The organism is Paenibacillus naphthalenovorans (assembly GCF_001465255.1).
GTDB classification, from domain to species: domain Bacteria; phylum Bacillota; class Bacilli; order Paenibacillales; family NBRC-103111; genus Paenibacillus_G; species Paenibacillus_G naphthalenovorans.
Map to the genome: position 1 here is coordinate 387160 of NZ_CP013652.1, position 14975 is coordinate 402134.

The 14975-nt window shown below is 49.3% G+C and carries 15 protein-coding genes and 1 pseudogene; 14 read left to right on the forward strand and 2 right to left on the reverse strand.

What is annotated here, in order from left to right; translation table 11 throughout:
* Positions 1-42: 42 nt before the first annotated feature.
* Positions 43-720 (forward strand): RraA family protein, encoded by a 678-nt coding sequence (locus IJ22_RS01875; protein WP_054817131.1) that lies wholly within the window; start codon positions 43-45, stop codon positions 718-720.
* A gap of 50 nt (positions 721-770) precedes the next feature.
* Here the strand turns inward: IJ22_RS01875 and IJ22_RS01880 are convergent, their stop codons facing one another.
* Both IJ22_RS01880 and IJ22_RS01885 read right to left on the reverse strand, forming a co-directional pair.
* Positions 771-2198, reverse strand: a complete 1428-nt coding sequence (locus IJ22_RS01880; RefSeq protein ID WP_054817132.1) for a SpoVR family protein — start codon at positions 2196-2198, stop codon at positions 771-773.
* A pseudogene (locus IJ22_RS01885) lies at positions 2195-2698 on the reverse strand (DUF444 family protein); the annotation flags it as partial. The gene IJ22_RS01880 and the pseudogene IJ22_RS01885, both read right to left, overlap by 4 nt.
* A 106-nt stretch (positions 2699-2804) precedes the next feature.
* Between IJ22_RS01885 and IJ22_RS25530 the strand changes: the two are divergent.
* The 13 genes from IJ22_RS25530 to IJ22_RS01950 all read left to right on the forward strand — a co-directional run bounded on the left by IJ22_RS25530 (position 2805) and on the right by IJ22_RS01950 (position 14910).
* Positions 2805-3092: a hypothetical protein gene (locus IJ22_RS25530; RefSeq protein WP_082660620.1), complete on the forward strand. Its 288-nt coding sequence runs from the start codon at positions 2805-2807 to the stop codon at positions 3090-3092.
* A gap of 125 nt (positions 3093-3217) precedes the next feature.
* Positions 3218-4279 carry a LacI family DNA-binding transcriptional regulator gene (locus IJ22_RS01895; RefSeq protein WP_137669872.1) on the forward strand — a complete coding sequence of 354 codons (1062 nt, stop codon included), beginning with the start codon at positions 3218-3220 and terminating at the stop codon, positions 4277-4279.
* A gap of 163 nt (positions 4280-4442) precedes the next feature.
* A complete protein-coding gene (locus IJ22_RS01900) occupies positions 4443-4916 on the forward strand; it encodes an RpiB/LacA/LacB family sugar-phosphate isomerase (protein WP_062406845.1) in 474 nt (157 codons plus the stop codon).
* A gap of 29 nt (positions 4917-4945) precedes the next feature.
* The gene (gene rbsK / locus IJ22_RS01905; protein WP_062406847.1) at positions 4946-5863 is read left to right on the forward strand and encodes a ribokinase; all 918 of its coding nucleotides are present in this window, start codon (positions 4946-4948) and stop codon (positions 5861-5863) included.
* A 25-nt stretch (positions 5864-5888) separates the two neighbouring features.
* Positions 5889-7196, forward strand: a complete 1308-nt coding sequence (locus tag IJ22_RS01910) for an ABC transporter substrate-binding protein (protein ID WP_054817136.1) — start codon at positions 5889-5891, stop codon at positions 7194-7196.
* A gap of 69 nt (positions 7197-7265) precedes the next feature.
* Positions 7266-8162, forward strand: a complete 897-nt coding sequence (locus IJ22_RS01915) for a carbohydrate ABC transporter permease (protein ID WP_062406849.1) — start codon at positions 7266-7268, stop codon at positions 8160-8162.
* Between the two features lie 14 nt (positions 8163-8176).
* Entirely contained in the window at positions 8177-9016 is an 840-nt protein-coding gene (locus IJ22_RS01920; protein ID WP_062406851.1) for a carbohydrate ABC transporter permease, read from the forward strand.
* A gap of 41 nt (positions 9017-9057) precedes the next feature.
* Entirely contained in the window at positions 9058-10347 is a 1290-nt protein-coding gene (locus IJ22_RS01925; protein ID WP_145862486.1) for an MFS transporter, read from the forward strand.
* A 147-nt stretch (positions 10348-10494) separates the two neighbouring features.
* Complete coding sequence (locus tag IJ22_RS01930; protein ID WP_062406855.1) at positions 10495-11184, forward strand: GntR family transcriptional regulator; 690 nt, start codon at positions 10495-10497, stop codon at positions 11182-11184.
* Positions 11185-11232: 48 nt separating this feature from the next.
* Positions 11233-12243: a zinc-dependent alcohol dehydrogenase gene (locus IJ22_RS01935; RefSeq protein ID WP_062406857.1), complete on the forward strand. Its 1011-nt coding sequence runs from the start codon at positions 11233-11235 to the stop codon at positions 12241-12243.
* Positions 12244-12262: 19 nt separating this feature from the next.
* Positions 12263-13024, forward strand: coding sequence for an SDR family oxidoreductase (locus IJ22_RS01940; protein ID WP_062406858.1), 762 nt, complete (start codon positions 12263-12265; stop codon positions 13022-13024).
* A gap of 162 nt (positions 13025-13186) precedes the next feature.
* Positions 13187-13393: a hypothetical protein gene (locus tag IJ22_RS01945; RefSeq protein ID WP_062406860.1), complete on the forward strand. Its 207-nt coding sequence runs from the start codon at positions 13187-13189 to the stop codon at positions 13391-13393.
* A complete protein-coding gene (locus tag IJ22_RS01950; RefSeq protein WP_062406862.1) occupies positions 13375-14910 on the forward strand; it encodes a recombinase family protein in 1536 nt (511 codons plus the stop codon). Before IJ22_RS01945 ends, IJ22_RS01950 begins: the two co-directional genes overlap by 19 nt.
* Positions 14911-14975 lie beyond the last annotated feature (65 nt).

The following is a 14975-nucleotide window of genomic DNA, read 5'->3' on the forward strand; positions in this document are numbered from 1 at the left end:
AGAAATCGGTTTTAGAAATGCCCGTCTGGAGGTAGCTTTCTAATGACCAATATCGGTTTTCGCATACTGCCGAAAGTAAGGAACGTATCGGATGAGGTACTGGACACATACCGCGGGTTCGTCACTCCTCATCTGTCGGATAACATGAACCGTCTGAACGCGGTTGATGCGTCGATCCGTCCGATTCACACCCGTGGAACCCTGGTCGGTTCCGCCTTTACCGTAAAGACCAGGCCGGGCGATAATTTGATGGTTCATAAAGCCATCGATATGGCAGGTCCGGGGGATGTCATTGTGGTCGATGCAGGCGGCGACCTGACCAACGCCATCATGGGCGAGATCATGGTTAACATAGCAAAGAAAAACGGAATTGAAGGCTTTATCATTGACGGAGCAATCCGCGATATGGAACCGATTCGCGATATGAATTACCCTTTGTATGCCAAGGGTGTAACGCATCGCGGTCCATATAAGGACGGCCCCGGCGAAATTAATGTTCCGATCCAGTTGGGAGGAGTCATTGTCCGTCCCGGCGATGTGATTCTGGCCGACATGGATGGTGTTGTGGTTGTACCGTATGAACATGCGGAAGCGCTCATCGGGAAGGTCCGCCAAACGATGGCTGCCGAACGCAAGATCATGGCTGATATTGAGCAAGGGACGATTGACCGAAGCTGGGTGGATGAGGTCCTGCGGAAGAAAGGCTGCGAAGGCGTATAAGTATAAAGTCGATCAAGCCGCGGCACAGTGAGCTGCCGCGGCTTGAGCATTTAAAGAAACTTCCGGTTATGCTTCCTGCCGTCATAGGTGAAAAGCACCGGCTTCGATTCGATCACGCTTTCCAGATGGACGGTTTTGCCCCAGAGACGATAAATGTAAGGCATGGTGCGCTCTACATACTTCAAGTCCAGCTCCATCCCTTCATACATGTGCATCAGATAGAGTTCTCCCTTCCGTTCGTAATCGCCGTTCTCCACGGCAATGTAAGGGAAGCCCCCGTTGACGCGGGAATAGACCAGCTGATCGCGAACGTTCTCCCATGACTTGTCGGTGATTTTCCACTCCGGCCCTTTTTTCTCAAACACATAGAGGTCCAGCTCGTCGCACAGCTTCCTCGTCATATAATTGCGGATGAACGAGATGTCGGAATCGCACTCCCGTACCTCGAATATTTTTTGCCTTCCTTCGCCGCCCTTCCGGCCAAAGCGCTTTCGCTCTTCTTCGGAAGGGTTATCCCATCGCTTCTCGATGTCTTCATAAATTTTCAGCCCGAGATAATAAGGATTCAGGCTGTGCCGCGAAGGGATCACGACCGAGGAATTGAGCTTGGCGTACTCGATCGTCTCGTCATCCGTCAGGTCCAGCTCGCGCAGGATGCGTTGATGCCAGTAAGAGGCCCAGCCTTCGTTCATGATTTTCGTTTCGAGCTGCGGCCAGAAATAGAGCATTTCGTCGCGCAGCATCGTCATAATGTCGCGCTGCCAATCCTTCATATACGGCGCGTGTTCTTCGATGAACAGCATGACGTCCTTTTGCCGGACCGGAGGAAATTTCGTTTTGGCTTCAGGCTTTTTATCCTCAGTTTGGCCGCGATCATCCAAATCCCACAGATCTTCATAACCAAACGTGCGTTCTTTGGGTTCTTTCATGGTGATAAGATTGGCGTCACGTTCCTCGCGCTGCCGGTGATACGGCTTGATAAGAAGCGGATCGACGTGCTCCTGAATGGCCAATACGGCATCAATGAACTTCTCGACCTCATCTATACCATACTCGATCTCGTATTGACGGATACGCTCCGCCGTTGCGGACATACTCTCGACCATGTTGCGGTTGGTTTTGGAGAAGCGAACGTTGTTCTTGAAAAAGTCGCAGTGCGCCAGCACGTGCGCCACAATCAGCTTGTTTTGAATCAACGAGTTGCCGTCAAGCAGAAACGCGTAACATGGATCGGAATTGATGACGAGCTCATAGATTTTGCTGAGCCCGAAATCGTACTGCATCTTCATTTTGTGGAAGGTTTTACCAAAGCTCCAGTGGCTAAAGCGGGTAGGCATCCCGTAAGCCCCAAAGGTATAAATAATATCCGCCGGGCAGATCTCGTAACGCATCGGATAAAAATCCAGGCCAAAGCCTTCGGCGATCTCCGTAATTTCCGCTATGGCGTATTCAAGCTGCTTCATATCGTCGGCGTTCATCTTGCCACCTTCCCTTCGATTCCCTTGGGGAAAAAGGTCTTGAGCGCTTTATATACTTCTCCCTTCTCGCGAATCACATAATGAACAAATTTCGGATCGTGCAGGTTGCGGTAAGCCGACATCAGGGTGCTGCTGCGGTTGTATTGGTTCACTTCGCCGTAGCCGAACAGGTTGCAGCGTTGAATCAGTTCGTTGATCAGCCTTACGCACCGCTCATTGTCTGAGGTCAGGTTGTCGCCGTCGGAGAAATGGAACGGATAAATGTTGAAGCGCGATGACGGGTATGAACGGTCGATCAAATCCACCGCGAGCTGGTAGGCCGAGGAACATATGGTTCCGCCGCTCTCGCCCTTGGTGAAGAACTCTTCCTCCGTAACTACCTTCGCTTCCGTATGGTGAGCAATAAATATGATTTCCACATGTTCGTATTTTGTGCGCAGAAAGCGTGTCATCCAGAAAAAGAAGCTGCGGGCGATATATTTTTCAAAGGAGCCCATGGATTTGGGGATGGCATAAGTAGACTGGTTCATTGCGAGTATTCCGCAAGGCTGAGTAATCTGTAAGTATCCGATGGAGAAGCCAAAAAGGGGCGCTGTGCGGGAGGTAATGAAAGATAGCCCGACTGCTGCTGAAGCCGGGCCAGGTTTTGGGCTTTTATTTATATTCAAACGGGTGATAAATAAATTCAGCTTCATTTCCAAGCATAAGTTGAATCAGGAAATAAAGAAACGGAGAACAAATGACCACAGTCAAGATAAGGATAACTGGAATAAGGCCGTTAAAACGATGGTTGTTTTTATTGATTTTTACGATTTTCATAAGCTTCAGCTCCCATTTGAGATTGTATGGCATGCCGCTGTTGGTTTCTTTACGTCTGCATTATATGTGATTTGAATGGCTTTATCTGTGATCAAAGTCACATGGAAATGATGAAGAGAGCGATTACATTTGTATTGACAAGTAGGATCGTTCAGGTTTATACTCTGGTTAAACGATTAAAAAGGAGGTGAAACCGCTAATTGAAGAGGGCGACTCTCAAAGAGGTAGCCAAAATGGCTGGAGTTTCCACGGCTACGGTATCCAATGCTTTAAACGAAACGAAATATGTCAGCGAAGAAGTGAAGAACAAAATTTTTTCTGCGATCAGAGCGCTTAATTATCAGCCCAACAGCGTAGCCAAGAGCTTGCGTGTACAGGAATCCCGAATTATAGGGCTGCTGATCTCCGATATCGCCAACCCGTTCTTCTCCATTGTAGTCCGAGGAATAGAAGAAGAGCTTGCCAAAAGCAACTACAGCATTCTGCTGTGCAATACGGATTCTTCACTGGAGAAAGAACGAAAGTACCTCGACGTGTTAATAGGTCAAAGGGTAGACGGTCTAATCGTCTCATCCGCCGGGAATACGGGCGATTATTTTCGTTCACTGGAGAAAACGGGGGTACCGATCGTATTCCTGAACCGGTGCCCGGAATTCATGAATTCCGATGTGATTATGACGAATAATATACAAGGGGCATATATCGCTACTGAACATCTGATCCGGCATGGATACGGTAAAATTGCAATTATTGCCGGGCCTTCTTCCGTTAGTACGGGTAAAGATCGATTGACCGGATATAGGAGAGCGCTTGAGGATTACGGCATAACGGAATCGGATCAACTGGTAAAGGAAGGGCTTTTCGACATCCAGAGCGGCTACGACAAAATGAAAGAACTGATGGAACAGGACACAAAACCGGACGCCGTCTTTATTTCCAACAACTCCATGACACTCGGGGCATACAAATATTTGAAGGAATCGGGACTCCGCATTCCCGATCAGATTGCAGTTTTGGGTTACGATGACTCCGACTGGGCGGAGATCGTAGATCCGCCGATTACTACGGTAAGGCAACCCGCTTACCATCAAGGTGTGCATGCGGCAAACTTAATACTGGCGAGAATTAAAGACAAGCAAGTGAAGAGAGAAATTATGTACATGGATCCGGCGTTGATCATCCGGCATTCCTGCGGCTGCTCGGGCGGGAATTCGTTCAACGGCGTTTTCGATCGACCGAGAGACGTCCTATCGGGCTTATGATATCAGCGGACAGTCAGGTACGAACGATTCTCTCGTTTTTTATGCAGCTTAATTTAATCGATTAACCAAAAAATAATCCGAATTTAGGCGGATAAGTAAAATTTTTAACCAGCAGTGAAAGGCAAATAGAATATACGTAAACATCATTTGGAGGAAAAAGAAAATGAGAATAGCAGTCGGAGGAGATCATGCGGGTTTTCCGTTAAAAGGAACAGTAATATCCGCCTTGCAAGAAATGGGACACGAGGTGAAGGATTTCGGATCGTACGATAGTAATCCTGTTGATTTTCCGGATATCACGCGAACGGTATGTGAGGCAGTCCTGTCGGGCGAAGTGGAGCGGGCCGTTATGGTATGCGGAACAGGTGTCGGGGCGTGTATCGCGGCTAATAAAATTCCGGGCATTCGGGCATCCGTCTGCCACGACATTTACTCCGCGCATCAGTGTGTTGAGCACGATGATGTTAATGTGATGTGCGTAGGCGCCCAAATTATCGGCCCTGTGATTGTGGTCGAGCTGCTCGAAAGTTTTTTGAAAGCGGAATTCAGCACGGAAGAAGAATTCCGGCGTAGAGTGGAGAAACTGTACGAGATGGAACGGCATTACGCTGCGCAGGATATGAAGATAAACGAGTAAGAAATCAGATTTCATGTGGGAGGGTTAATGTGACACAACCGGCGCGAATTGTAGTTGTCGGAAGTTTAAATATGGATCTTGTCGTCAAGGCGCCGAGAATTGCTTTAGAAGGAGAGACGATTAAAGGCGGCACATTCTCTACCATGCCTGGCGGTAAAGGCGCCAATCAAGCGGTGGCTGCAAGCCGGCTGGGGGCGCATGTACATATGGTAGGCTGTGTCGGCGATGACGGGTTTGGGCGAGAGCTGCTTGATAACTTACATAAAGCAAATGTGAATACGGATTATGTGACGACGGTTTCCGGCAGTTCCAGCGGAGTGGCCATGATTGCGGTAAGTGAATCCGGCGAGAACAGCATCGTCATTGCACCCGGAGCCAACGACCGAATGGCACCCGAATATGTTCGTCAAGCGGAGTCGATCATTCGTGAAGCGGATGTGGTGTTGATCCAATTGGAAATTCCGATGGAGACGGTGGAAGAAGCCGTCGTCATCGCCAACCGCCATCAGGTTCCGGTGATCTTAAATCCCGCCCCGGCCAGATCTTTGCCGGAGGCTCTTCTGAAGCAAATCGATATCCTTACACCCAATGAAACGGAAGGCAAGCTCATTGTGACCGGGCGGGCCGAAGGCGATATCGATGTAGAAGAAATCATACATGATCTCAAAAGCAAGGGTGTCCGGCAAGTGGTCATGACACTTGGCGGTGAAGGAGTCGCTTATTCTGCGGGAGAGGCTGTACAACGTTTGAAAGCGTATACAGTCGATGTTATGGACACGACAGGGGCCGGCGATTCCTTTAATGCGGGACTGGGCGTTTATTTAGCCGAAGGCGGTTCGTTAGAGGAGGCCGTTCGATTTGCTCAAAAAGTGGCTGCGCTGTCGGTAACCGGCTTTGGCGCACAAGCATCGTTTCCAAGCAGAACGGAAGTAGAGGGGTTTCAATAACATCAATTCTACGGAGGGGAAATCCATGAATCCTAAAAAAGTGTTATTTCCGATAATGACTGCCGCGTTGGTTGCAGGGTTAGCCGGTTGCGGAGGCGAAGAGACTACTGGCGCGAACGCTAATGCGGACAAGTCCGACGGCGGGGAGAAAGTGGAACTGCGTGTGGCCTGGTGGGGCGGACAAGCACGCCATGATAAAATGAATCAGCTTTTCGATTTGTTTGAGCAGAAGCATCCAAACATTAAAGTTTCGCGTGAATTCACGACCGAGAACCAATATGCGGAAAAATTCACGACGCAAGCAGCCGGAGGCAACGCGCCGGATGTGATGCAAACGAGCAGCTTCTTTCAATTTGACTTTGTAAAGCGAAATATGATGCTTGACCTGGATCCGTTAGTCGCATCGGGCGATTTGAATGTGAAGGATTTCGATCCGGTTGACGTTGGCGGAGGCAAAGTGAATGACAAGCTGTATGCGATCAGCCTTGGACACAATATTACAGGGGTTATTTACAATACGGTTATGTTTAAAAATGCAGGTTTGGACATGCCTAAAAACAACTGGACCTGGGATGACTATGTTGCGACGGCGAGGGCTCTTCAAAAATCGTTGGGTAATGATGCTTGGGCAACGGAGGATGAAGGCGGCGTGTACAGGGTGCTGGAGCTGTACGCCCAGCAAAGGGGCAAGTCGGTGTTTACAGAGAACGGGCTAGGCATCGATAAGAAGGATCTAACCGACTGGTTTACGTTCTGGGATCAAATGCGAAAAGAAGGCCTGACCCCGCCTGCGGCCATTCAATCCGAGCAAGGGGATAAAACACAGGAACAGTCGATGCTGGCAAGAGGCAAGGTGGCGATGATCAGCAAAAGCTCCAACCAGTTAAAAATCTATCAAGGCAGCACGAAAGATGAACTCGGTATCGTCAGCTATCCTATGGACCCGAACGGCGAAAAGAAGGTTCCTCTGATCGTGGCTTCGCTGGGAATTTCCGCAAAAACGAAGTATCCTAAGGAAGCGGCCATGCTGATTGACTTCGTCGTGAACGATCCGGATGCGGCTAAAATCTTTAAAGGTGAGCATGGTCCGCAGGCTTCCAAAGCCATGCAGGAAGTGATCAAGCCGCTGCTTGGCAAGCCGGAGGAGAAGGAGTACGCTTTCGTTAATGAAATGATGCCGTCTACGAAGCCTTATCCAACGATGCCGGGCGGCAGCACATCGGTTCAAAAACTGCTGCTTTCCAATAACGAAGCTATCGCTTTCGGCAAGAAAACCATTCCACAAGCGGTAGACGATTTCTTTGCCCAGGCGAATCAGATTTTGAACCGATAAGTCAAATCATAGGGCAGGAGCTCAAAGGCTAACGCTTGAGCTCCTGTTATACAGAGGAGATCTCATGCTATGTCGATATTATTTAACCGCAAGCGATGGTTATGGATCATTCCATATCTCTTTCTCGGACCTTGGTTGATCGGAATTCTGGTGTTCAGCGCCATCCCGATCCTCAGCTCGTTGTATCTTTCGTTTACGAACTATAATTTCGTATCCTCTCCTGATTGGATCGGACTAAAAAACTATATAACGATGTTCACCTCGGATCCGCAGTACTGGCAAGCGCTAAAGGTCACGTTGATTTATGTGCTGGTTGCGGTGCCGTTAGAATTAGCCTTTGCTCTTTTTTTGGCGCTGCTCTTAAACAGGGGCATACGGGGGCTTGGTTTTTATCGTGCAGTCTATTACATCCCTTCTCTCATCGGAGGAAGTGTGGCGATTGCCATTCTTTGGCAGCAGGTGTTCGGTGATCACGGAATGGTCAATCAAGTGTTGGGCTTGATCGGGATCGATATGCCAAGCTGGGTGGGGACGCCCGATTATGCCATCTGGTCCATTATATTTCTGAAGGTGTGGCAGTTTGGCTCTCCGATGGTGATCTTTCTGGCTGGACTTAAACAAATTCCCCCGGATTATTATGAAGCGTCATCCCTGGACGGTGCGGGCAAGTGGAGTCAATTTTTCCATATTACTCTGCCCATTCTGTCCCCTATTGTATTGTTTAATGCGATCATGCAGATTATCAGTTCGTTTCAAGCCTTTACGCCGGCCTACATTATCAGTAACGGAACGGGCGGACCCGTCAATTCGACGTTATTCTATACGCTTTATTTGTATCAGAACGGTTTCGGCAACTTCCAGATGGGTTACGCTTCCGCCATGGCATGGGCACTGCTTATCATCATCGCATGCTTCACCGGGCTGATCTTTTTGACGACGAAAAAGTGGGTTCATTACGCGGATTAGGGGTGGCGGATCAAATGGCAAACAATGTTCGAATACAAAAGGTGCTGCTTCACACACTTATCATCGCAGGGTTCATCATTATGCTGTACCCGGTACTATGGATGCTCATCAGTTCATTTAAACCTACGGAAACCATCCTGACAGACAACAGTCTTTGGCCGAGAAACCTTACGCTTTCAAACTACATCAAAGGCTGGAAGGGGACATCGGGGACGACATTTACGACCTTTTACCTTAATTCGCTGCTTATGGCCGGACTAGCCGTGATCGGGAATATCATATCGTGCTCGCTTGCGGCGTATGCTTTTGCGCGCCTGGAATTCAAGGGGAAAAAAGTGATGTTTGCTCTGATGCTGATGACCATGATGATTCCTTTGCATGTTCTGATTGTTCCGCAATATATTATTTTCAATAAATTGGAGTGGGTCAATACCATACTTCCCATTGTCGTACCGAAGTTTTTTGCCGTTGAAGGATTTTTTGTTTTTCTCACCGTGCAATTTATTCGTTCCCTGCCGCGGGAGCTGGATAAAGCAGCAACCGTAGACGGATGCGGTCCCATCGGCATTTATACACGGATCATTCTGCCGCTGACGACTCCGGCCATCGTGACGACAACGATTTTTACATTCATTTGGACATGGAACGACTTCTTTAGCCAGCTTTTGTATCTCAGCAGCGTGAAGAAATATACGGTTACGCTGGCACTTCGAATGTTTACCGATGCGGGCGGGGAGGCAGCGCTCGGTTCACTGTTTGCCATGTCGGTGCTATCCATCGTACCGGTATTCTTAATGTTTTTATTTTTCCAACGGTATATCGTAGAGGGCATTGCAACCTCCGGCATTAAATAAAACATTTTAAAAACAGATACTCCACAGGTAGGAGGAATTTCGTGTCATATTCAAACGACGACATGGCTTCAAATCGTTCCTACACGCAATCTGTTCCCATTCAAACCTCATTTTATTACGGTTGGTGTATCGTTTTTATAAGCGGTCTGGGCATCTTTTTTTCCGGGCCGGGCCAAGCTTATTCGAACTCGGTCTTTATTGAATTCTATATGAGAGACTTTCATATGGATCGAACAACGGTTTCAAGCCTGTATTCATTGGCTACTTTGACTGCCGGATTCTTATTGTTTGCCGTGGGGAAATTGACTGGCCGTTTCGGGCATCGGGTCATGATGACGTGGACCGCTGTGTTATTGGGATTGGCATGCTGGTGGAACAGCTTTGTGGCGGGGACCTTGACTCTGTTTATCGGTTTTTTTATGATCCGTTTGTTAGGACAGGGCTCGATGTTTCTTATTCCGAACACCCTGGTTTCCCAGTGGTTTGTCAAACAGAGAGGCCGGGCATTAAGTTATGCCGGCCTGGGAGGATTGCTCGGAGCGGCGATCTTTCCCCCATTGAATAACTGGTTGATTCAAACCTTTAGCTGGCCTGCGGCATGGAGGGTGTTAGGTGCAGCGATCTTATGCTGCTTCGCTCCTGCAGCTTTTTTTCTTGTGCGAAATAAACCGGAAGATGTCGGGTTGTTACCGGATCATATGCTGCCGGGCTCGGATCAGGCATCTTCGCAAGCTCCGGCTGCCGAAGATGCCTGGACGCTTCGCGAGGCCATGAGAACCAAATCCTTCTGGTTGATTATGGGCTGCACGGCTGTGCCGCCAATGATATATGGCGGAATCACGATTCATATCTTCTCGATCTTGAACGAGCATGGGATCGATCGAACGACGATCGCCTGGATCTTGAGTTTTATTCCTTTGATCAGCTTCGCATGTTCGTTGATCGCCGGATTCATTGTCGAGCGGGTCAAGGTCCACGCGATGCTTGGTTTAACCTTTGTCATCAACCTGTTGGCCCCGATACTTCTCATTGCAGCACAATCGGAGATGATGATCTTCCTGTTTGCTGTCGCATGGGGAGTAGGACAAGGGCTGATCAATGTGCCTCTGGGGGTCATATGGGCCAATTATTATGGCCGCCGACACCTGGCTCAAATCAGCGGCATGACGACGTTCGCCATGGTGTTCGGTTCGGCTGTAGGTCCGATGCAGCTGGGATTCGCATACGATCGCCTCGGAAATTACAATCCTGTTTTATGGCTGATGATTTTTTTCTGGGCGGCAGGGGCCGTATTTGCCTTTGCTGCAACGCCGCCTCAAAGAAGTCCATAAAAAGTAAATTCGAGGCGAATTTCATTTAAGATAAAATCCTATGTTTTTTTCCTGAACGTATTGATTGATGTTCAATTTCTTTGTAAAATTATAACTGTAAACTTGTTAACAAGTTTACCGAAATCATCCAATCATGAAGGGACACCGATGAATACTGAATTTCCGGCCTCCTTAATGGAAGGGCTGCCTTTAGGCGAGAAAATAGCCAATGAACTAAGAATTCAAATCATTGGCGGAAAACTGGAGAAAGGCTCCGTATTGTCCGAGAATCAGATTGCCGCGGACTTTGGCACAAGCAGAGGCCCCGTTCGGGACGCGTTGAAAACCCTTTCAAATGAAGGGCTGATCCGCCTGGAACGCATGGGGGTTGTGATTCTTGGCCTAACCCCGGAAGATATGCAGGAAATTTATGATGTTCGCATTCTGATCGAAGGCTTCATAATGGAGCGCCTCTCACATGATTTCAATGAAAGCAGAAGAAATACGCTGCTGCATATCATAGACAAGATGGAATTGGCTGCAAAGCATAACGACGATGTCGATTTCTCTCGATATGATATGGAATTTCATGAAACGATGATACGCTACTGCAACCATCAAAGGATTTTCCGCTTATGGAACGGCATTCGGCCTATCATATTTGCCGCCCTGCTGGTAGCCACTAAAAACCGGTTTGCCCGGGCTGTGGAAGGGGTGCCGCAGCTGATCCATCAGCATCGTTCCATCGTGGACGCGATTTCTGAAGGGGATCAGGAGCATATCCGGCAAGCGGCCAAAGATCATTATACGGAAGCCTTTAAAACCGTCTCACAAAGCTTGTTCTTTTTTGAACGATAACGACGGCCATCATAAGCATGGTAAATCAAAGACGGAAGGATGAACGGGATGAGAGCCGGTATTTATCTGGGAGAAAAAAAGGTGGTGCCAGGACAGCTGCCGATACCTGAACCCACCCATGGAGAAGCGTTGATCCGCGTCCTGGCGGGAGGCATTTGCGGTACGGATATGATGATTTATGCCGGAAAGCATCCCCGGGCCAAAGCGCCCCTTGCCTTGGGGCATGAATTTTGCGGCGTGATCGAAAAGGTGGCCGGAGACAGCTCCTTTCAACCCGGGGAACGCGTTGTTATAGAGCCTACCCTGAGCTGCGGGGAATGTGAAGCTTGCCTTGCCGGACAGACCCATGTATGCAAAACGCTTCGTCTTATCGGAATCGATATGGACGGCGGATTTGCCGAGTATGCCAAGGTGCCTGTGCACCGTCTGCACCGGTATCCCGGGCATTTATCCGACAGCTTGGCGGCTCTCACGGAACCGTTAGCCGTAGCCGTCCATACGGTTCGCCGATCCCATGTTAAAATCGGCGACGACGTCGTCATTATCGGCTGCGGTCCGATCGGCTTGCTTGTCGGCATGGTCGCCAGGCGCAGCGGAGCGGGACGGATTATTGCCGTCGATGTAAGCCCTTACCGGATTGCGAAAGCTCAGGAACTCGGGTGGACGGTCCTTGATGCCAGGCAGACGGATATCACTCAAGAAATCAAAAGCTTAACCGGCGGCAAAGGTGCCGATGTCGTGTTTGAAGCAGCCGGAACTTCCGTCACTGCCAAACAAATGACGGAGGTGGCCAAAATTCAGGGGCAAATCGTCGTAGTCAGCTTATTTAAACAGCCGCCGACGGTCGATTTGGCCGCCATGCATTTTAAGGAGCTTTGCTTGACCACGACACGCTGCTACAGCAGAACCGATTTTCAAACGGCCATTGCCCTCATGGCTGGAGATCAAGTGAATCTTTCCGGTCTGATCTCGCATGAACTGCCTCTCGAACGGATTGCGGAAGGATTTGCGCTGATGGAAAATCCTGAAGAGGCCTTAAAAATTATTATTCGACCTTAATCCCGTTGGAGGACTAATCATGATTCTTGATGTATTTCGGTTGGATGGCCAAGTGGCGGCGGTTACCGGTGCGACCAGAGGAATCGGCTATGCCATGGCTTTAGCTTTGGCGGAGGCGGGGGCGGATATTGCTCTCCTGCAGCGTTCTGCGGAACAAAAGCAATTAAAAGAAGAAATCGAACGGCTCGGCAGAAAATGCACGATCATTCCTTGCGACATGAATCGGCCGGACGATGTGAAGAATGCGGTCCCTTCGGTTGTATCCGCTTTCGGGAAGATGGATATTCTGGTGAACAACGCCGGAATCCAGCGCAGATCGCCGGCTGTGGATTTTCCCGAATCCGATTGGGACGATGTCATCAACGTCAATCTCAAGGCGGTTTGGATGTTGTGCCAGCAGGCCGGGCGCCATATGGTTCCGCGGCAGAAAGGGAAAATCATCAATATTGCCTCTCTGCTGTCCTTTCAGGGCGGGCTTACCGTACCTGCCTACGCTGCGGCCAAAGGCGGCGTAGCCCAATTAACGAAGGCTTTGTCCAATGAATGGGCACGGCACCATGTCAATGTGAACGCGATTGCCCCCGGATATGTTGCCACGGATATGAATACGGCATTAATGCAGGACGAAACCAGAAGCCGTCAAATTATGGAACGCATTCCGGCCGGACGATGGGGCTTGCCGGACGATTTCAAGGGCAGTATTGTTTTCCTGGCCTCGGGCGCTTCCGATTATATTCACGGACAACTTTTAACGGTTGACGGCGGATGGATGGGAAGATAACCGGTCATCAACAGTCTGCAACGAACCTTTCACAGAGCGAGGCTCTGCGAAAGGTTTTCTTTTTGCTGCCGGATCTTTTGTCCACAGGAAAGAGCGGCACATAAGACAAGCTTTCTTCAACATACATTGAGGTAAGGGATGACATGGATGGAGGGCGGTCAGATGAACTTTACCTTCAATGAGGTGGACGGAGATAAGCCTGTATCCAATTGGATGGCAGTCAGGGTGGCGGAATTCGCCAGAACCAAGTACGGGGTGGACGTCCAAGTATCCGTGAACGATCCGATTCATGCGGCGCTTGAACCTTCTGATGATCCCTTTACAATGAACTCAAGCCAGGGGGAACACTCATGCAGCAGGAAAAAATAAAATGTGCGATTTATGCGAGGGTCAGTACGGATCAGCAAGGGGATTCGATTGAGAATCAAATCAGCCAATGCCAGGAATATATCAGCCGATTGGGCCGGCAGTACGATGATACGGATATTATCCTTTACCGGGATGAGGCGGTTTCGGGTTACTACACCAGTGTGTTTGACCGCGCCGAAATGAAACGGGCCATACAGGATGCCAAAAATCATCGGTTTCAGCTGCTGGTTTTCAAGGAAGTCAGCCGGGTGGGCCGTGACAAGCAGGAGAATCCGGCGATCATCGGGATGTTCGAACAATACGGCGTACGGGTCGTAGCCATTAATGATAATTATGACTCGCTCAATAAAGATAACATCACGTTTGATATTTTGTCCGTCCTCTCCGAACAAGAGAGCAAAAAAATATCAGCGCGCGTCAGCAGCGCCAGAAAGCAGAAGGCGCGCAGGGGACAGTGGGGAGGAGAGCCCCCCATTGGATATCAAGTCAACAGGGAAACGAAGAAGCTTGAGATCGATCCCGAACGGAAGGATATTCCCGTCCTCGTGTTTGATCTCTATGTGCACAAGGGCATGGGCACCTTTAAAGTAGCCGAATATTTGAATCAAAAGGGCATCCGGACCAAAAACGGCAATCTGTGGAGCCGTGAAAGTGTGAACAAGCTGCTTCGCAATCAAGCCTACATCGGCCATGTGGTTTACGGCACCAGGCGCAATCAGCTGCAGCGGGAATATGACGACAGCGGGAAAATGACGAAGAAGAAGGTACAGCTGCGGATGGATAGGACCGAATGGCAAATCGTTGAGAACGCGCATGAGGCGTTAATCGATAAGGAAACGTTTTATGAGGCGCAGCGGATTCTTTCATCCAAAAGTCATAACCGTGCACCGAGGCGGGCCTACCATCCGCTTACCGGTATCTTGATCTGCGGCAAGTGCAATCAGGGGATGATTTGCCAAAAACGATCCTACAACGGCAAGGAGTACCGGTACTACATCTGCAAAACGTATCACAAGTTCGGCCGCGAGGTTTGCCCGCAAGCGAATGTAAACGCCGACGAGCTGGAGGGGGCCGTCGTTAGACTTATACGCACCCGGCTGGACAAGCTGCCTAACGACTGGTTCAGGATTACCGTAAATAAAGAGAAAGAAATGGAGCGGCTGCGGCAGGAGATGAAGGTAAAGCGGCAAACGCGGGAAAAGTGGAGGAAAAATCAGGTCGATCTTTTTCAGCAAAGGGAACTTTTCGATGCAAAAACCTATCAACGGCAGATGCTTGAGATGAAGAATCAGATCCAGCGGCTTGACGAAGAAACCGCCCTTTTGGAGAAACAACTCGGGGAGCTGGCCGAACAAATAACGGAAGCATCATCGCTTGACCGTTACCTGGATGAATTTAAAAAGCTGGAGCTTCAGGATTTGGAGCGGACACGGGTTTTGTTGCAGGAGGTGATCAAAAATATAATATTGACCGACAGGCACCTGGATATTAAATATCACTTTGATTTTGGACGTTAAGCGCAAGGCTTCGGAGCCCTCCCGTAAACAGATCATACTGCTGTTGGGAGAGCTCCTTTTTCATG